The sequence below is a fragment of the Salinivibrio sp. YCSC6 genome, assembly GCF_004916735.1.
Lineage (GTDB): Bacteria > Pseudomonadota > Gammaproteobacteria > Enterobacterales > Vibrionaceae > Salinivibrio > Salinivibrio proteolyticus.
The window spans coordinates 1,923,855-1,943,486 of sequence record NZ_CP039516.1; the positions used below are offsets into that span (position 1 = coordinate 1,923,855).

Annotated in this window: 17 protein-coding genes; 5 read left to right on the forward strand and 12 right to left on the reverse strand. The window is 49.4% G+C overall.

The genetic code is table 11. The features are described from left to right. The first annotated feature begins 11 nt into the window (after positions 1 to 11). The 4 genes from nagA to asnB all read left to right on the forward strand — a co-directional run bounded on the left by nagA (position 12) and on the right by asnB (position 6,239). The gene (nagA, locus tag E8E00_RS08830) at positions 12 to 1,148 is read left to right on the forward strand and encodes an N-acetylglucosamine-6-phosphate deacetylase (protein ID WP_096627741.1); all 1,137 of its coding nucleotides are present in this window, start codon (positions 12 to 14) and stop codon (positions 1,146 to 1,148) included. A 7-nt stretch (positions 1,149 to 1,155) separates the two neighbouring features. Further along, on the forward strand, positions 1,156 to 2,370 hold the full coding sequence (locus E8E00_RS08835) for an ROK family protein (protein WP_069588686.1): 1,215 nt from the start codon (positions 1,156 to 1,158) through the stop codon (positions 2,368 to 2,370). 363 nt (positions 2,371 to 2,733) lie between these two features. Next, positions 2,734 to 4,320, forward strand: a complete 1,587-nt coding sequence (locus E8E00_RS08840; RefSeq protein ID WP_069588685.1) for a cation:proton antiporter family protein — start codon at positions 2,734 to 2,736, stop codon at positions 4,318 to 4,320. A gap of 251 nt (positions 4,321 to 4,571) precedes the next feature. After that, a complete protein-coding gene (asnB, locus tag E8E00_RS08845; protein WP_069588684.1) occupies positions 4,572 to 6,239 on the forward strand; it encodes an asparagine synthase B in 1,668 nt (555 codons plus the stop codon). Positions 6,240 to 6,309: 70 nt separating this feature from the next. On the opposite strand, the gene E8E00_RS08850 is transcribed toward asnB, so the two are convergent. The 10 genes from E8E00_RS08850 to E8E00_RS08895 form a co-directional block, all read right to left on the reverse strand. Next, positions 6,310 to 7,611 carry an inosine/guanosine kinase gene (locus tag E8E00_RS08850; protein ID WP_096627738.1) on the reverse strand — a complete coding sequence of 434 codons (1,302 nt, stop codon included), beginning with the start codon at positions 7,609 to 7,611 and terminating at the stop codon, positions 6,310 to 6,312. Positions 7,612 to 7,700: 89 nt separating this feature from the next. Beyond that, positions 7,701 to 8,675 carry a ferrochelatase gene (hemH, locus tag E8E00_RS08855; protein ID WP_096627735.1) on the reverse strand — a complete coding sequence of 325 codons (975 nt, stop codon included), beginning with the start codon at positions 8,673 to 8,675 and terminating at the stop codon, positions 7,701 to 7,703. 181 nt (positions 8,676 to 8,856) lie between these two features. Then, on the reverse strand, positions 8,857 to 9,501 hold the full coding sequence (gene adk / locus E8E00_RS08860; RefSeq protein ID WP_077455231.1) for an adenylate kinase: 645 nt from the start codon (positions 9,499 to 9,501) through the stop codon (positions 8,857 to 8,859). 155 nt (positions 9,502 to 9,656) lie between these two features. Next, positions 9,657 to 11,552, reverse strand: a complete 1,896-nt coding sequence (gene htpG, locus E8E00_RS08865) for a molecular chaperone HtpG (RefSeq protein WP_096627733.1) — start codon at positions 11,550 to 11,552, stop codon at positions 9,657 to 9,659. Positions 11,553 to 11,746: 194 nt separating this feature from the next. After that, positions 11,747 to 12,520: a DUF1524 domain-containing protein gene (locus E8E00_RS08870; protein WP_096627730.1), complete on the reverse strand. Its 774-nt coding sequence runs from the start codon at positions 12,518 to 12,520 to the stop codon at positions 11,747 to 11,749. Between the two features lie 172 nt (positions 12,521 to 12,692). Further along, entirely contained in the window at positions 12,693 to 13,301 is a 609-nt protein-coding gene (gene recR / locus E8E00_RS08875) for a recombination mediator RecR (protein ID WP_069588676.1), read from the reverse strand. 3 nt (positions 13,302 to 13,304) lie between these two features. Further along, positions 13,305 to 13,634 (reverse strand): YbaB/EbfC family nucleoid-associated protein, encoded by a 330-nt coding sequence (locus tag E8E00_RS08880; RefSeq protein WP_069588674.1) that lies wholly within the window; start codon positions 13,632 to 13,634, stop codon positions 13,305 to 13,307. 24 nt (positions 13,635 to 13,658) lie between these two features. Next, positions 13,659 to 15,764, reverse strand: coding sequence for a DNA polymerase III subunit gamma/tau (gene dnaX, locus E8E00_RS08885; RefSeq protein ID WP_096627727.1), 2,106 nt, complete (start codon positions 15,762 to 15,764; stop codon positions 13,659 to 13,661). Positions 15,765 to 15,841: 77 nt separating this feature from the next. After that, entirely contained in the window at positions 15,842 to 16,387 is a 546-nt protein-coding gene (apt, locus tag E8E00_RS08890; RefSeq protein WP_077456498.1) for an adenine phosphoribosyltransferase, read from the reverse strand. Between the two features lie 38 nt (positions 16,388 to 16,425). Next, a complete protein-coding gene (locus tag E8E00_RS08895; protein WP_077456496.1) occupies positions 16,426 to 16,842 on the reverse strand; it encodes a YbaN family protein in 417 nt (138 codons plus the stop codon). A 422-nt stretch (positions 16,843 to 17,264) separates the two neighbouring features. On the opposite strand from E8E00_RS08895, the gene E8E00_RS08900 reads away from it, so the two are divergent. After that, positions 17,265 to 17,639, forward strand: coding sequence for a DksA protein (locus E8E00_RS08900; RefSeq protein ID WP_136588379.1), 375 nt, complete (start codon positions 17,265 to 17,267; stop codon positions 17,637 to 17,639). Between the two features lie 114 nt (positions 17,640 to 17,753). On the opposite strand, the gene E8E00_RS08905 is transcribed toward E8E00_RS08900, so the two are convergent. Together E8E00_RS08905 and E8E00_RS08910 are read right to left on the reverse strand one after the other, a co-directional pair. After that, positions 17,754 to 18,401, reverse strand: coding sequence for a DUF2057 domain-containing protein (locus tag E8E00_RS08905; protein ID WP_096627720.1), 648 nt, complete (start codon positions 18,399 to 18,401; stop codon positions 17,754 to 17,756). A 102-nt stretch (positions 18,402 to 18,503) separates the two neighbouring features. Next, on the reverse strand, positions 18,504 to 19,466 hold the full coding sequence (locus E8E00_RS08910; RefSeq protein ID WP_096627717.1) for a porin: 963 nt from the start codon (positions 19,464 to 19,466) through the stop codon (positions 18,504 to 18,506). Between the last annotated feature and the right edge of the window lie 166 nt (positions 19,467 to 19,632).

Below are 19,632 nucleotides of genomic sequence, written 5' to 3' on the forward strand. Positions count from 1 at the left end.
GGAATAACAGCATGTATGCGTTAACCCACTGCCGGATTTTTACTGGTCATGAAGTGCTTGATGACCACGCTATTGTCATCCGTGACGGCGTGATTGAGGACGTTTGCCCGCAACATGCGCTGCCGACAGAGATAGAAAAACGCTCACTCGACGGAGCTTACGTTAGCCCGGGCTTCATTGATCTGCAGCTTAATGGTTGCGGTGGTGTCATGTTTAACGATGCGATCACAACAGACACTATCGAAACCATGCACCAAGCAAACTTGAAGTCTGGGTGTACCAACTTCTTACCAACTCTGATCACGAGTTCAGATGATGACATGCGTGCGGCGATCAACGCGATGCGCGAGTACAAAGCCCACCATCCGCATCAAGCCTTAGGCTTACACTTAGAAGGGCCTTACTTAAACAGCGCAAAAAAAGGGATCCACAGTCTCGACTATATTCGCCCCAGCAACGACAAGATGATTGCGTATTTGTGCGACAACGCCGACGTGATTACCAAATTGACGCTGGCGCCCGAACTCGCTCCCAAAGCGCACATTCAGGCGCTCACCAAAGCAGGCATTATCGTCTCCGCTGGCCACACTAACGCAACCTATGAGCAAGCACGCGAAGGCTTTGCTAATGGGATTGGGTTTGCGACCCACCTGTTCAATGCAATGACGGCGACTACCGGTCGAGAGCCCGGCATGGTTGGCGCGATTTATGATACGCCCGAGGTTTACACCGGCGTTATTGCTGACGGCTTCCATGTGTCTTACGCCAACATTCGTCTTGCACATAAAGTAAAAGGTGAGAAATTAGTGCTAGTTACTGATGCTGTGGCACCAGCAGGAGCCGACATGGATCACTTTATTTTTGTAGGCAAGAAAGTATATTACCGTGACGGCAAGTGTGTTGATGAGAATGGTACACTTGGCGGCTCTGCACTGACGATGAACGAAGCGGTTCGTAATAGTGTTGAGCATATAGGTATCGCCTTGGATGAGGCCCTGCGCATGGCAACGCTGTATCCTGCGCGCGCTATTGGTGTCGATCAGCTTTATGGCAGTATTCGCCCGGGGAAAATTGCGAATCTTGCTATTTTTGATCGTACACTCAACATCCAAGCGACGGTGGTTAACGGACAATATACACATAGCTAGGACATTTATGACTGGCGGACAAATCGGGAATGTCGACCTGGTAAAGCAGCTCAACGGAGCTGCCGTTTATCGGTTGATCGATCAACAAGGGCCCATCTCTCGCATACAAATTGCAGATGTGAGCCGTCTAGCACCCGCAAGTGTGACAAAAATAACCCGCCAATTGCTCGAACGTGGCTTGATCAAGGAAGTGGCTCAGCAAGCGTCAACCGGCGGTCGCCGAGCTATTTCTTTGACCACAGAGTGCGCCCCATTCCATACCCTTGCGGTAAGACTGGGGCGTCATTTTATCGAGCTTTCACTCTATGACTTGAGTGGGACATCGCTTGCTGAACACGGGGAAGCTTTTCACTATCACGATCAGAACGAGTTAGTGAACGGCCTGATTCAGATTCTGAGTCAGTTTATTGACACCCACCAACAATCCATCAAAGAGCTGATTGCCATATCGGTCGTGATGCCCGGCCTGATTGATCCTGAATCTGGGGTCGTCGAATATATGCCTAACATCACGATTCAACAGCTGGCCCTTGCCGACACACTCCGTGAGGAGTTTGGTGTGCAGGCGTTTATTGGTAACGATATTCGCGGACAAGCATTGGCAGAGCACTACTTTGGCGCCAGTCAAGCCTATTACGATTCGATGCTAGTCAGTGTACACCATGGCACTGGCGCTGGGATTATCGTAAACGGGCAAATATTCTTGGGCCATAACCGCAATGTAGGCGAATTGGGCCATGTGCAAATTGATCCTTTGGGCAAGAAATGCCAATGCGGCAATTTTGGTTGTTTAGAAACAGTGGCCTCTAACGAAGCCATTATCGAACATGCACAACAGCTATTGGCCCAAGGACACCCGAGCACACTCAAACACGATGACAGTTTAACGATCGAAGCCATTTGTGAGGCCGCCGAGCAAGGTGACGAACTGGCAAGACAGGTATTGGTAAAAGTTGGCAATCATCTTGGCAAAGCCATTGCTATGACCGTTAACCTGTTCAATCCTCAACTTGTGGTCATTGCAGGTAAAATTACCGCAGCACAAAGTGTCGTTTTCCCTGCCATTCAGCGCTGTGTTGAAAACCAGTCACTGCCGAGCTTTCATCAAAAGCTAGAGATTGTAAGCGCGAAGCTAGCAGAAAAGCCTACCATGGCCGCTTTCTCGTTAGTTAAACGGGCCATGCTCAACGGCGAACTGTTACAAAAACTGCTCGAAGAGTGATCGTTTAGCGGGTTTGACGTCTTGCTACGCAAACCCGTTTTCTCCACAAATAAAATCTCACACTTTCCCTATCTAGCGTGTACATTATATACCCAAGCTACGGTGCGCGATAAGTTGGCAATGCGCCACGATCCTATCTCTTTTTTCAAAGTCGCATAGGCATCAACGCGTCTTGCTCCTTATCGCTAAACCTCAGAGGAGCCAAGCTCAAACAAGCTATTACTAAGGAGACCCATCAATGTCTCAAATTCATATCTTTAGTTGATTCAAAACTTTAAGATAATTGTCGATGCTGTGTTTATTGGCTTTTGCACAAAAACACGGATTCTGTTTGCTCGCTAACTCACATAATAAGCATACGATATGGAATTGGTTTACATCTCAGCAGCCTTCATCAGCGGCTATATTCTGATGCGTTGTCACTTGCCACCTCTCGTTGGCTTTTTGATTGCCGGCTTTGCGCTACATGCGTTTGGCTACGAATCAACCCCTGTGATCTCTGATCTGGCCGATTTGGGTGTCACCTTGCTGCTTTTCTCAATTGGATTGAAGTTGGATGTCAAAACCCTACTGGCCAAGGAGATTTGGTTTGGTGCGACCGCCCATAACCTGCTGACTACGGGGTTGTTCACGCTGTCCTTGCTCGGCTTGAAAGCCCTAAGCGTGCCTATGCTTGCTGGATTGAGCTTATCAGAGTTAGCCCTGTTGGGTTTTGCCCTCTCCTTCTCCAGCACCGTCTTTGCCATTAAGGCACTCCAAGAGAAAGGGGAGCTTAACGCCACCTATGGGACTCTGGCGATTGGCATTCTGATCATGCAAGATATCTTTGCGGTAATCTTTATCACCGCCACGTCCGGAAAAACGCCTGAGCTCAGTGCATTACTGCTTTTTGCATTGCCTTTGCTTAAACCAGTGTTCAACAAAATACTGGACAACGCGGGGCACGGTGAGATGTTGGTGCTCTATGGCATTTTCTTAGCGTTAGTGGCGGGAGCAGGCTTGTTTGAGCTTGTTGGCGTTAAACCCGATTTAGGGGCGTTAATTTTAGGAATGTTATTGGCAAGCCACCCTCGCGCCTCGGAAATGGCCAAGTCGCTCTTTAATATGAAAGAGCTTTTCCTCGTGTGCTTTTTCCTCAACATTGGCTTGTCCGAACAACCTACGTGGCAAAGCTTTAGCTTTGCGTTAGTCATCATGCTGCTTTTGCCTATCAAAGGGCTCCTCTATTACTGGATTGTCAGTGGTTTCCGCTATCGCGTTCGGACTGCCATGTTCACTACGCTCACTTTATTTAACTTCAGTGAGTTTGGCTTAATCGTGGGGGGCTTTGCGTATAAAGCCGGTCTTATGCCTGGACCTATATTAGTGTCCATCGCTATTGCAGTGTCATTGAGTTTTGCGTTCTCCGCCCCGCTCAATACCTTCAGTAACCAGCTCTATACTTGGGCATCGCAGTGGTTAAAAGACAAACACCCCGATAAGCTTCATCCTAGTGATCAGCTGATCAATCTCGGTGATGCCTCAATTCTGGTGCTTGGAATGGGTCGAATTGGTTCAGGGGCGTATGACGAGCTCTCTGCCACTCATCACCAACCCATTATTGGCATTGATAACCGAGAAGATTCAGTGGCACGCCATCAAGAGGAAGGACGACGTGCGATTCTTGGCGATGCCACCGATCCTGACTTTTGGTCACGCGCCATTTCTGATGGGCAGATCAAATTAATCTTACTGGCAATGCCACACAGTCAGGCCAATATGCTTGCGCTAGAGCAAATCCGGCAAACCAACTTTAAGGGCAAGGTCGCCGCCATTGCAAAATATGAGGATGAAATTGAGCAGCTCAAAGCGCTCGGCGTTGACGAAGCGTTCAATATCTATCAAGAGGCCGGTAGTGGATTTGCTCGACATGTGCGAGAGCAGTTTACCACGCCAGCCAACAACGCCTAACCCACCGTTATTCCAATACCCAGGCCGCTCTTTCGAGCGGCTTTTTTCATCGATGTATAGTCATTTTGTACACACACTGCACCGTAATTAAATTTCATTCGGTAAATAGGATTTTATTTCGAATAACATTCACCCAAAGAGGCTTTTTGATAAAGAAATGCTTTTTGAGGCTTGTCTATCCTGACCGTGCAAGGCAGAGTGGTTGTCAACCTGTTATCGCCTTGTTGGCTTGATGAATTTGAGAGGAAAGTATGTGTTCAGTGTTTGGGGTGCTTGATATAAAAACCGACCCACAGCAGCTCCGTGAAGTAGCTTTAAAGATGTCCAAAACCATGCGTCACCGTGGTCCTGACTGGTCGGGTATTTACTCATCCGAGAAAGCTATTTTGGTCCATGAGCGTTTAGCGATTGTCGATCTAAACAGTGGGGCCCAGCCTTTATATAACCAAGATAAAACCCAAGCATTAGCGGTCAATGGCGAAATTTACAACCACAAAGAATTGCGTGCTGAGTTTGCTCCTGACTATCCATTTCAAACCGAGTCGGATTGCGAAATCATTCTCGCTTTGTATCAGCAAAAAGGCCCTGAGCTGCTTGACTACCTCAACGGTATCTTCGCGTTTATCCTTTATGATGAGGAGCAAGATGCCTACCTGATTGGCCGTGACCACATTGGTATTATTCCGCTTTACCACGGTCATGATGAACACGGCAACTACTACGTGGCTTCGGAAATGAAAGCCTTAACGCCAGTGTGCAAGAGCATCAGTGAATTTCCTCCGGGCCATTTCCTATGGAGTAAACAAGGCGAGCCGGTGCGCTATTACAAGCGTGATTGGATGGACTATGACAGTGTGAAAGAAAACACAACCGATAAAGCGGCGTTGAAAGAAGCACTCGAAGCCGCAGTTCACCGCCAACTGATGACCGACGTACCTTACGGCGTGTTGCTTTCTGGTGGACTCGACTCGTCCGTGATTTCTGCCATCACCAAACAGTTTGCTGCCAACCGCATCGAAGATGACGATCAAAGCCAAGCATGGTGGCCTCGTCTTCACTCGTTTGCTATCGGCCTTGAAGGCGCCCCCGATTTGAAAGCTGCCAAGGAAGTGGCGGATCATCTTGGCACGGTTCATCATGAGTTTACCTACACCATTCAAGAAGGGCTGGATGCGATTCGTGACGTGATTTATCACATCGAAACCTATGACGTCACCACGATCCGTGCCTCCACGCCGATGTACCTGATGTCTCGTAAGATCCGCGCGATGGGAATCAAAATGGTGCTCTCCGGTGAAGGTGCCGATGAAGTGTTTGGAGGGTATTTATACTTCCATAAAGCCCCAAGCGCTAAAGAGTTTCACGAAGAAACGGTGCGTAAGTTACTTGCTCTCAACATGTTTGACTGCGCACGTGCCAACAAATCCATGGCAGCATGGGGCGTGGAAGCACGCGTACCTTTCCTCGACAAAGCCTTCTTAGAAGTGGCGATGCAGATCAAGCCAGACGATAAGATGTGTGGCAACGGAAAAATGGAAAAGCACATTATCCGCGAATGCTTTGGAGACTTACTTCCTGATTCGGTAGCATGGCGCCAAAAAGAGCAATTCAGTGATGGCGTTGGATATGGTTGGATTGATACCTTAAAAGCGATTGCCGAAGAGAAGGTGACGGATCAGCAGCTCGAGACCGCGGCTTTCCGGTTCCCTTATAACACGCCAACCACTAAAGAGGCGTATATGTACCGCGAGATCTTTGCAGAGCTCTTCCCGCTCGACGATGCGGCGAAATGCGTGCCGGGCGGCCCGTCAATCGCGTGCTCAAGTGCTAAAGCGATTGAGTGGGATGAGTCTTTCAAAAACCAAGCTGATCCGTCTGGTCGTGCCGTACGCACTGTGCACGAAAAAGCGTATCAGTAATCGCAAAATGATGGGCACACCATCGATTAGAAACAAAAAAACCGCCGATTGGCGGTTTTTTTCTAGCGGCTTATCGCTCCCAATACGCCTCTTCAAGGCTATCCTCTCGCTCTGGCAGCCCACGTGATAAACGCGGTGAGTGCTGCGCCAACACTTCATAGCTGACGCGGTTGGCATACTTGCACACTTGCGAGAAAGAGGAGTAGGTCATAAATGGGTATTGGTGCTTACTCGAATTGGGCACATTGTCACGATGATAGCGATTCGCAGACATATCATGCAGCAACGCTGATAGAGCACCATCTCCAGCACCATTGGTGTTCTTAATCCGCTCAGGCCCCCCCATATAGGGAGCAATGTGAGAATAAATTTTAATCGGCGTTTCACAGTCCGCTTTCATCATCGGACGGCTGAATTCATACATGTTGAATTCAGGGATCGCACCTGGCAGCAACGGCAAGGTGGTTTGACGTTTAGACTTATCCTCGGTGTAACCGGCCATATACAAACCAATTGGCCCTGCGGTACACAACACCATATCCACCCACTGCAGTGCAGCATCGGCCGCCAAGAGCGGATCGCTCTCACCAGTTAAGGCTTCACCTTCATCTTCATTCATCGCCACGACGCTAACGTGCTCGGAAAGAAAATCACGCCACCATTGTGGGTTTTGCTCAATCACAAACTTGGTGCCAAGCGTCATAACCACGGGCACGTTGTACTTTTTCGCATATTCAATGGCGCGCATGGTCGCTTGCGGCATAGGATCACCTTCTTTACAGCGAACCAAATACGCAGTGAGTACCAACGCAGAAGCGTTTTCAAAGATATGCTCAGGAATCGAATCAGGATGGAGTTGGTTCATCAAGCCTTCGTTGATGGCGAACGTGCGCTCACCACAATCGCCAATCAACGCGTAGCAACGACCAATCGGGCCTTGCACCGGCTGCAGGTAATTAAGATCCATCCGGCTTGAGGTGTTGCACAGGTAGCGGTAAGAATAGCTACCAATTCGAATATCTTGGCTCATCACCCCCAGCAAGATAGATTGGTCATCCGCCAGCGCTGAATAGTTGTGCAAGGTGTTACCGATGGTACCCCCCGCAAACTCATGAGTGACAAGGTTGTTATCTTTCAATTCTTGATACAGTGCTTCTGCGCGCTCATCGTCGATGACGAGCGAGTGCCCTTTACTTAACTGATACCGCTCCAGAAATTCATCAGGCACTTTTGCTTCAATGTCGACCAAGGTTTGGTCGATACCAATCACGTGCGGGCGCTTAAAGCCACGTTCGCTGGCTGGGTTGAGCAAAGGATCACGGGCGTGAACCGGAAAATAGTGCTTAGACTTACGTTGTCCTGGAAATTTCATGGTTCGTGTAACTAGCTAATGGAAGGGAGGCGCGAATTCTATCACAGAATTCGCGCATGCGTAGCGTCTACACGATGAAATTTATTGCCCTACCAACCTTGTGTATGTTGGGCCACCAGCGACGCCATCAGGTGAATATGAGCCTCATCGTCGTTTAAGCATGGAATAAATCGGAAGCGTTCGCCACCTGCCTCGAGGAAGGTGTCACGACATTGCTCGGCAATTTCTTCTAGGGTTTCAAGACAATCAGCGGAAAAAGCTGGGGTCATAATATCGAGGGTTTTCACCCCTTTGCTGGGTAACGTCTCTAAGGTCTTATCGGTGTAAGGCTTGAGCCACTCTTCTCGTCCGAAACGCGACTGATAGGTCATCATGATCTCGTTATCCGCAAGCCCGAGTTCCACTTGTAGCAGCGACGTGGTTTGCTCACAGTGCCGAGGGTAAGGGTCGCCATTATCGGCAAAACGCTGCGGTATGCCGTGATAAGAACACAGTAGCAAGTCACCTTTCCCATGCGCTTGCCAATGCTGCTTCACCGATTGGGCTAACGCGGCTTGATAAAACGGATGATCATGATAGTGGTTCACGTACCGCAACGCAGGGATCACTGGGCGCCCTTTCAATGATTTAGCCACTTTATCGAACACCGCCGCAGTGGTGGTGGCAGAGTATTGAGGATAGAGCGGCAAGACCAACACCTTGTCGCAGCCCTTTGCTTGCAGCTCATCAAGCCCTTGAGCAATGGACGGATTACCGTAGGTCATTCCAAGCGCAACCGGAGCCGACACCTGTTCAGCCAGCGCTTTTTGCTGACGCTTGGCATACACCATCAGTGGCGATCCCTCCTCCATCCAAATACTTTGATACAGCTTAGCCACTTTCGGTGAACGAATCGGCAATATCACACCGTGTAACAATGGGCACCATAACCACCGGGTTAAATCAACCACACGATGATCATGCAGGAATTCAGAAAGAAAGGCTTTCACTGACTGTGATGTCGGCGCTTCTGGGGTTCCGAGGTTGACCAATAGCACACCGACTTGATTGTGTTTTTCCGTCATTTTGATTGTATTCCTTGGCGGCAATCTTAGAACAGACTGGCGTATAAACGATTTACCCGAACCAGTACGGTAACAATTTGATTTTGGGCTAGCTTGCCATAAAAAAACCGGAGCGACTAATCGTCTGCTCCGGTTTCTGCAATCGATATACTCAATCTTCTCCTTGGGAGAACATCCAGTGTTAGCCTAGGGCTTTTTCAATCTCAACACTGACGTCTGCTACCGCTTGGGTACCGTCAAAGGTGAAGTACTGCGTATTGCCTGCATCTGCTTCTTTTTTGTAGTAAGCAATCAAAGGCGCAGTTTGATCATGATAAACCTTCAGGCGCGCACGCACTGTTTCTTCTTTGTCGTCATCACGAACAACGAGCTCTTCGCCAGTCACATCGTCTTTGCCTTCCACTTTTGGTGGGTTATACACCACGTGGTAGGTACGGCCCGAAGCCAAGTGAGCACGACGACCACTCATACGCTCCACAATCACATCGTCTGGCACGTCAAACTCGAGCACGTAATCAATCGCTACACCGATTTCTTTTAGACCATCCGCTTGTGGAATTGTACGTGGGAACCCATCTAGCAAGAACCCTTTGGCACAATCATCTTGCGAGATACGCTCTTTAACCAGACCCAGAATGATGTCATCTGACACCAGCTCGCCAGCATCAATAACCGCTTTGGCTTGTTTGCCCAGCTCAGTGCCCGCTTTAATCGCGGCGCGCAGCATGTCACCGGTAGAAATCTGCGGAATCCCGTATTTTTCCATGATGAACTGCGCTTGCGTCCCTTTACCCGCGCCCGGTGCACCCAACAGAATGATGCGCATAGTGATCCCCTTTTATCGTTTTTGGAGTTTCGTAAAACTGCGTCTATTCGCAAAGACCCGAAACATACACGCTTCACGAAACGCTATCAAGCCCGGCAATCCGGCCGGGCTTGTTGGTCGCTGTTCAGTATGTCGCTTTCACAGCGCGTTGTCGATTATACCTTAGTCAGAAGCTTGTTCACCGACGCCAAGAACTCAGACGGATCATCCATGCTTCCTTTTTCTGCCAGCATCGCTTGACCTAGCAGCATTTCCACCCAGGTACCAAACTTCTCTTCATCGCTCTCATCCGCCATACGCTTGACAAGATCATGCTCTGGGTTGAGCTCGAAGATGTACTTCACTTCCGGTGCTTGTTGCCCCGCAGCTTCAAGCAGTTTCGCCATCTGAGTACCCATCTCAAACTGGTCAGTTACCACAACTGCAGGCGTACCGGATAGTTTGAACGTTGGACGAACATCTTTCACGCGCTCACCTAAATGAGACTTCACGCGCTCAACCACAGACTCAAACGCTTTTTCGGTTTCTTCACGCTTGGCTTTGGCTTCTTCGTCATCGAATTGGCTAAGATCGAGGTCTGCTTTGGTAATCGCTTGGAATTGCTTACCATCAAACTCAGTGAGATAGCTCATCAGCCACTCATCGATGCGATCGTACATCAAGATAACTTCAATGCCTTTAGCCTTGAATTGCTCAAGGTGAGGGCTGTGCTTCGCAGCGTTGTAGCTATCTGCAGTGATGTAGTAAATCTTCTCTTGCTCGTCTTTCATGCGCGACACGTAGTCCGCCAATGAAACGGTTTGCTCCGCACTGTCTTCGTGCGTCGATGCAAAACGCAACAAGCCCGCAATTTTTTCTTTGTTGCCAAAGTCTTCAGCCGGACCTTCTTTAAGTACCAGACCAAACTCACGCCAGAAGGTTTGATACTTCTCCGCGTCGTTTTTAGCCAGCTTCTCGAGCATAGATAACACGCGCTTAGTGCAAGCACTGCGCAGTGATTGGGTGATCTTATTATCTTGCAAGATCTCACGAGAGACGTTGAGCGGCAGATCGTTCGAGTCAATCAGACCACGGACAAAGCGCAAGTAACTTGGCATAAATTGCGACGCATCATCCATAATAAACACGCGTTGCACGTACAGTTTCAAACCGTGTTTGTGTTCACGGTTGAACAGATCCCACGGCGCTTTTGACGGGACGTATAGCAAGCTTGTGTAGTCATTTTTACCTTCGACACGGTTGTGGCTCCATGTCAGTGGCTCCGCGAAATCGTGTGAGACGTGCTTATAAAACTCTTTATACTCGTCAGCGCTAATGTCTGATTTAGAGCGGGTCCACAAAGCTTGAGCTTTATTGACCTTTTCCCATTTGCCTTCGCCAGTTTCCTTGCCTTCGTCGTCTTTTTCGACAGTCCACATTTCAACCGGAATACCGATGTGATCAGAGTATTTGCCAATCACCTCGCGCAGGCGCCAGTCGTTGAGGAATTCTTTCTCATCGTCATTGAGATGCAAGATAATATCGGTGCCGCGTTCAGCTTTCTCGATAGGCTCTAGGGTGTATTCGCCCTCACCCGTAGATTCCCAGCACACGGCTTGGTCTGCCGCCAAACCGGCAGCACGGGTGTGCACGGTCACTTTGTCGGCAACGATAAAGGCAGAGTAAAAGCCCACGCCAAACTGACCAATCAAGTTGGAATCTTTGCTTTGATCTTCATTGAGTTGCTTTAGAAACTCTTCCGTCCCTGACTTAGCGATGGTCCCAAGGTTGGCGATCACATCATCTCGGCTCATACCAATGCCGTTATCAGAGATAGTCAGCGTACCTGCATCCTTGTCTACTGAGAGGCGTACGCGTAAATCCCCATCATTTTCGTACAATTCAGGGGCCGAAAGTGCTTTAAAACGAAGCTTGTCAGCCGCGTCTGACGCATTCGAGACCAGCTCACGCAGGAAAATCTCTTTGTTTGAGTAGAGTGAATGGATCATCAATTGCAACAGCTTGGATGTATCAGAGCCAAACTGGTGTTTTTCTGGGGTTTTCACGCTCATGTCAATCTACCTAAAGCTATGATAATTAAACGCCAAGTGAGCCCGAAGCGGACTACCTGATGACGAATTGGATAAAGTCTCTTTGGATATAGGGGCCGCTCGCGACGCTTTCAAGGCTTAACTGACCAAAAATAAATCACTTAGTCATCTATTCGCGTCATCAAGCAAAGCAGCCACCAGTTGACCCAGCCTTGCTATCCCCGCGGCCCGTAACCACAGGCAGCAAGCCAATGGTTTACGGCCTCGCGCTCACTGGGCACGTAGTGGAGTTGGTAACGGGCGACGATACGATCAAAACGATAGACATAGTCACAACGTAGTGTCTCGACCGGTGGTAGCCATTCATCTGGCCCTTTCGCGCCTTTTTGTGCATTCAGCGCATCATCGGCGATCAGCAGGTTGTCGGGGTCATTGGCAAATTGGGCTTTTTTCTTCCGAGACCATACCTCGCCACCGTGACCGTGGGCCCACTTCAATGGCACAAGGTGATCAATGTCGACATCACTGGCTTGGGTAAACGACTGGCCCGTCAACGCGCCAACCCATAATCCCGTGGCAACCGTGCAGCGATTATCCCGTGTGTAGGTCACAGGCACTTGGCTCCGGGCAATCAGGACTTCAGCACGGGTGTTTTGGCAATCTTTGTCCTCGTCCAACCAATGGGGCCAATGGTCTCGCTGATAGGGTCCAGAGAAAGGACGCCCATCGCGCAACGCCGCGTTGGTTTCTTGATGGACAAGCGCTTTTGGAGAAGACGTCGCACGCTTAGGTAAGCGCCCGCCTGCCTCAAGACAGGCTGACAGCGAATCGAATGCGGTAAATCGCGTGACGCGGGTGTAATAAGGACTATTGGTGTCGTGACAAATGCCCGATTTCGAGCGCTTGACTGGCTCGGCCTGAGCCAAGTTACTGACCAATGCGCTTGCGAGAAAGAAGTTTACAAGAAAGAAAGAGAGAAGACGCTTCATACGTTAAGCACGTTTAGTAATGAGTGCTTACACAACAGCGTTTAACGACTAGTTTGTCAACAAACAAATGATTGATTGCACATTTGCTCGTCAAAGCGGAGAAAAAAGAAAAGCCTGACCAAGTCAGGCTTAAAGATTAGTGCGTCACGGTACCGCGCGTCATGCTTCTCAGCTAGTTATAGCTTAAGCGCTGCCGGCCAATGATCGAGTGTGACAGTGTGGTACCGTCCACCAACTCAAGCTCTCCACCCATCGGCACACCGTGGGCAATACGGCTGGCTTGCACATCGTGTTCTCGACACAGCTCGGCAATATATTGCGCCGTAGCTTCGCCTTCAACGGTTGGGTTGGTAGCGAGGATCAATTCTTCAATGGGCTCATGCGTGAGGCGTTTTTCCAACACGTCTAAGCCGATATCGGCAGGACCAATACCATCTAATGGCGACAAATGCCCCATTAGCACAAAGTAACGCCCAGAATATTGCCCGGTCGCTTCAACCGCAGCGATATCCGCAGGGCTTTCAACCACACAAATCAACCCCGTTTGCTGACGTCGAGGATTGTCGCAAATCGCACAAACCTCTTCTTCAGTGAAAGTTCGACACTGGCTGCAGTGACCAATCTCTGTCATCGCTGCAGTCAGCGCTTGCGCCAACTCGATACCACCTTGACGATTGCGTTGAAGCAGATGATAGGCCATACGCTGCGCTGATTTGGGGCCGACCCCAGGTAAGCAGCGCAGCGCGTCCATCAGTTGTTCAAGTAACTGACTGGTACGCATGGATTAAAACGGCATTTTCATGCCTGGTGGTAACTGCATACCACCTGTCACTTCGGCCATTTTCTCTTTTTGCTGCTCTTCGGCACGACGTGCTGCGTCATTGAATGCGGCTGCAATCAGATCTTCCAGCATGTCTTTGTCGTCTTCCATTAGGCTGTCATCGATTTCAACTCGACGAACGCTATGGCTACCCGTCATGGTGACTTTTACCATGCCTGCGCCTGACTCACCGGTGACTTCCATATTGGCAATTTCTTCCTGAACTTTTTGCATGCGCTCTTGCATTTGCTGCGCCTGCTTCATCAGGTTACCCATTCCGCCTTTACCAAACATAATTCTCTCTCTTGGTTAGGTGTTCTAAATTGGTCGAATGCTGTCTTCATCCAGTTCCGCAGCAAAACGCTGAAGAATAAAACCGACATTCGGATCATTATGCAAGCTCTGTGTCGCCTGCGCTAATTTTTGTTGATAGAGATGTTCTCGCCACTCTAATGGCGTTCGCCCGCTATCGCCTAAATGGACTTCTAATGTTATGGGGGCATTTAGGGCCTGAGACAAGGCCTGTGCGAGCTGTTGTTGTGCTTTTTCTTTATTGAGGTGAGCCTGATCAGGACGTAAGGTCAACACTACCGTATTGCCCTCACGCACCATCGACGCATTCAGTGCCATTTGCTTCACCAAGCGCGGCACCGCCAAACTGTCTGCCAACGCACACCAGTGATCCTCCGCGTTAGCTTCTTGGACAAGCTTATCCCGCATCGCTGGTGTTTTTTCATGCTCTAGCGCCTTTTTCAGCGCATTTGGCGTTAAATGCGTGGCTGTTTCTTTCTCGGGCTGCGGTTGAGTCGGCGTCCATTGATAAGGCTCGTCAGACACCGGCGCCGTTTCAGCCGTTTTTTGATGAGACAATGCCGCCGGCGCTTGCTCAAAAGACGAGTCGGACACCGGCGACGCAGGCTGGGTATTCGCAGTAATACGATCCAGCACTGACAACGCATCTTGCTTGGCCGATGTCCGTTCAGTCTTTTTTGGCGTGTTATCCGTCTGACTCGATTGACGTTTCATACGACTACGAAGTTGATTCCGCGCCTGAATCAAACTAGATGCCGCAGATTGAGGGGTAGTCTGTGCTTCCTCCGCCCTATCCGGCTGCGTCGACGCTGGCTGTTGCGCCTGTGGCTCAGGTTGTGATTGATGTGGCGCCGATTGGGGAGCTGGCGCAGTCTGCTCCCTTGGAGCCGATGTTGCTTGCTGCACCTGCGCTTTTAACGCCCCAATCGCCTGAGACGGATCGGTGTGCGGTTTCTGAGTCGCAGCCTGTTGCGTTTGAGGGGCTTGGGCCGGCACAGAAATCGCTTTGGGTTCATAGGGGACAGTTTTGACCGGCTGGAATGCCAACATCCGCAACAACACCATTTCCAGCCCCGCACGTCCATCGGGAGCATACGGTAAATCTTGACGACCCTGCAGCGCCATTTGGTAGCACAATTGCACATCTTGGGGCGATAGTCGGGTCGCCAGTGCATGCAAGCGTGCTTTGTCCGGTGACGCCTCGCTATGCGTATTAGGTAACGCTTGCAGTAAGGCGATTTGATGCAGTTGCCCAGCCAGCTCTTTGAGTAAACCGTCCCATTCAACGCCAATGTGCGCAATCTGCTCTAAGGCACTCATCAGCTCCACCGCATCATGGTTAACCAGCGCCTCAAGTAGCAGCAATGCGTGATCGGTGCTCAGTGTACCCAGCATGTCGCTAACCGATGCCGTAGTAATTTGGCCGTTGCCTAGCGCAATCGCTTGGTCGGTTAAGCTCAGAGCATCACGCATGCTGCCTTCAGCCGCGCGAGAAAGTAGCATCAACGCACGCGACTCAGCGTCTACGCCCTCTTGCGCCAAGATGGTTTCTAACTGGGTTTGAATTTGGCTGGCACCGAAATGTTTTAAGTGAAATTGCAAACAGCGTGACAGGATAGTCACCGGCAGCTTTTGCGGATCCGTAGTGGCCAATAGGAATTTCACATACTCAGGCGGCTCTTCCAGCGTTTTGAGCAGTGCATTGAAACTATGACGAGACAACATATGGACTTCGTCAATCAAATACACCTTATAGCGACCACGCGCGGGCTTGTACTGAACGTTATCCAGTAACTCACGGGTATCTTCAACCTTGGTGCGCGATGCCGCATCGATCTCTAATAAATCGACATAACGCCCTTCATCAATCTCTCGGCACGTTTGACACTGACCACAAGGTGAAGAAGAGACGCCTTGCTCGCAATTCAGCCCCTTGGCAAAAATACGCGCGATGGTGGTTTTACCTACCCCACGGGTACCGCTAAATAAGTAAGCATGATGCAAACGGTCGTGGTCAAGTGCGTTGGCAAGCGCAGTCAGCACATGTTGCTGCCCTGCCACGGTATCAAAGCTATGTGGCCGCCATTTACGTGCGAGTACTTGATAACTCATGTTTCTCGGCTTCCTATTTGAATATCCAATGAGGCGGAGCGTAACAAGGGCGCACAGCGCCCCGGTATGGAGAGAGGCTAGTGACCATCAAATTGGCACAGGCTGAATACGTTAACACCCATTTGGGCAAGTTTATCCTCACCACCAATATCGGGTAGGCTGATGACAAAGCCCGCATGCTTCACCTCACCGCCTAGACGACGCACAAGTTTTACTGTCGCCTCAATGGTACCACCGGTCGCCAGTAAGTCATCAATGACAAGCACGTTATCACCGCTGCTAATCGCGTCACGATGAATTTCTAGCGTGTCTTCGCCATATTCAAGTTGGTAGCTTTCACTAATAACTTCACGGGGTAGCTTACCGGGTTTTCGTACCGGGACGAACGGCAATTTCATCGCCAGTGCCAGTGGAGCGCCAAATAAAAAACCGCGCGATTCGGTACCGATGATTTTGGTGAACCCCATGTCACGATACTGGTTCGCGAGTGTATCTATGGTTGCCTGATAGGCGATTGGATCTTCCATCAAGCTGGTTACGTCGCGAAAAAGGATCCCGGGCTTTGGGTAATCAGGAATGGTTTTGATGCTTTGTTTAATGACATTCAAGCTGTCGTTGCTCATGGCCAATACTCGCCGGTAAAAAAACGCAAACCGCAATGTTATGAATTTTCAGCCGAGGCGGCAACAGATTCTGTCTCGGGCAGACGGAGAAACCAGCATAACAGCACAATTAAGCAAATTAGCAGCATGACTTTTAGCCAAGCAAAGCTGACGATATAAATAGAAAAAGTGAAACTGGCCAGTATCATCACGGTGGCCCGTATTTTTACCTTACGGCTAATGGCGCGTTTTTGATACCAATCAGTCAAGATAGGCCCAAAGGTAGGATGTGCATGCAGCCAGTTAGCAATACGAGGCGAACCACGCATAAAGCAGCCACTCGCGAGTAGTAAAAACGGCGTCGTCGGTAGCACCGGTAAAAAAATACCCGCTGTGCCTAAACCGACCCACAGCCAACCAAGGCTATTCCAAAGCCAGCGCCAACGGGGGGAAGAAGATGGCAGTGAGTGTTGCATGCTGTGGTCTCGCAAAGTTCTGGCCTGACAGTGAAATGAAACACATTAACAAGTGTAGTGACCCTCACCCGGCCAGTACAGCACAATACCGCATTTAACCGCTGAACGCGGTCTATCAGGATAATTAACGACCAAATACAATACCAATCCAAGTCAGGCTTGCTGGCAAGGTGGGAATAAGGAGTACCAGCAAAAATCCAATGAAATACTTCAGACTATACGGCTCTTTAAAATCATGTTCCATTTTGTTATCTCTACTCACAACAACTTAACAACAGTGAAGCGCTACTATAGCTCAGCTTTCGACCGCTAAAAACGGACCTTTTGTAAGGTTTTATCGCTATTCTTGATTTACATCAGGGTAACAAGTGGGGTGGGTGATCCATGATAAACGTCATTTCAGCCAATCAAGCGAACTGACCATGGATACAAAAACCCTCGCACAGCTTCGGTGTGAGCTCGAAACCGAGCAAGCGGAGCTGATCGCAACCTTAACCACTCGATTACGAGAAGATTGGGAAAAGGAATGCGATAATCTCAATGTGACTGACTTAATTAAAGAAAGTCAAAGCCTGCCAGGCGCGATTCGTTGCCTAGGCGATCGTTTGGAGAAAGTGGACGCCTCTTTGTGTGCCATGGATTTGGAAATCTACGGCCTGTGCGCCGATTGTGAGAGCCAAATACCGCTCAGTGATTTGATGCAAGATGCGGCAGAGCAACGTTGTCCTCAATGTCGTACATCAAATTATTACCATCACGATCCCGCGCAGCGTCGTGTTGCGACGGACCCTCACTAAATCGGTGATGCTGTGTCGGTCTACTTTCGCTTGTAGCCTGTCTCTCGCTGTTTAAGCGACGAACGCCCAGCTTTGGCTGGGCGTTTTTTTGCGTTTGAGCCAAACGAAGCCACATTATTCTTGGTCGATAATCCAGCGGCGGAAAGACTTGCGTTCTTGATCGCTAGCTTTGGTATACCAAAGTTTAAGTTGTGAGAGCGCATCGCCCTTGATGGATGCTTTGCCTTCCTCATCCACCTCGACCAAAACATCATTGAGGTTTTTGCTTTCACCTTGGTCGAAAATAATGCCATTGGCACGGTTATAGTCAGCCACTAACGCTTCCATATCCGCGTAAGCAGCAAAGCCGTCACCTTTAAGCTCAGTCGCGTTCAACGGCATCACCTCTCCACTCTCAAACTCCGCTTGCCATTGTGGGCCTGAAGCAAAATAGCTCGACGCTTGGCTTTGTGCCGAAAGGCGGGTATCAATATCAATGGTGGCATCACGTCCATCGACATTAAAATCAAACACATAAGGGCGAGAGGTAAATACAACATCTTTGCTGCCGCGCTTCACTTCCCCTTCATAGCGCATCACTAACTGGTGTGTGCCATCGCTTAGTTCAACACTTTGCTGAGGCGCCCAGCTGTCAAATTTCACTTCGGTGCCATCAATCACCAAAAACTCAACACCCCGTGCTGAGGTAATCGTTGCGGCCTGAGCGACACCTGACAACAAGGTGACACCCAACGCTAGTCCAGCCCATTTCAACTGCTTCATTATTCTTTTCTCACTGATTCGCCAAAACCATGAATAAAAAAGCCGCCCGAAGGCGGCTTTTAAAAAGAGCACTACATACTGTAGCGGTATCGTTAAGCTCGATTAGAACTTAACTTCCATACCTGCAACGTAGCCCCAATCGTTGTTGTCAGCGTCGTTATCGCCTACTTCAGCGTACACTTTAGCATTGCTGTGCAGTGCATAAGTTACGTTCGCGTAGTAACCAGTCTTGTCTTCAGTGCTGTCGTTGTCTTGGTTGTCAACACCGATAGCAAAGGTAGTTTTGCCCATGGTGTAATCAGCTGCAACAGAGAAGAAATCTGTTTCAGTTTTTACTGAACCAGTGTCGTTAGTGTTAACACCGTAAGAAGCCGCTAGACCTACGTTTTCGATACCTTTGTATTCGATTTCGAAGTTGTAGTTTTCTACGTCACCTTTTGAGTTGTAGGCGTAGTCATCATTGCCTAGGTTTGCAGCAGCATCATCTACGTAGAAATAGTAAACACGCATATCGATGTCAGCAACACGGTAACCTAGACGACCGTCATAGATTTTGTACTCGTCAGTACCTTCTTTACCATCACTGTTTTGCAGAGTAGAGAAACCTGCGTAGAAAGTGCCGTTGTCGTAAACGTACTTAGCAACTTGATCACCCTCGGTACGCAAAGTACCGTTGTTCGCAGATGCTAGCTCGTAGTCTTTGGTGATACCCATGTCATCGTTGATCAGCAGTTGACGACCGAAGGTGATAGTACCCCAGTTGCTACCTTTAAAACCAACGTATAGCTCGTCGTTTGTGGTCGCGCTTTCTTCGAATTTAAATGCGAAGTGACCGATAGCTGCTAGGTCGTCAGAAACCGCAACTTCAGTGTTAACCGCGAAGTCACCGTCATCTAGACGCCATTGACCGTCTTGGTTCTCACCGATAGCTTGGAAATATTGAACTTCTGCTGCACCAGACGCGTCTACTTTAACGCCGTCTGCGTCATACAGGTTGATGCTTGCAGATGCTGAGCCAGCAGCCAGCAGAGCTGGAACTGCCATTGCTAGAATAGTCTTTTTCATGGTTAATCCACTGCCTTTTCTATTTAGTCATTATGAGTTCCTTCGTGGAACTCTGTTTTATGGTGGCTGTCATAATGTTGCGAAGAACAAAATGCCAGACCACTGAAACTTCGTGGCTAATCGTGCAGAACATTCTGGATTCTGTCAACTAGCCCGAAACCGCGCA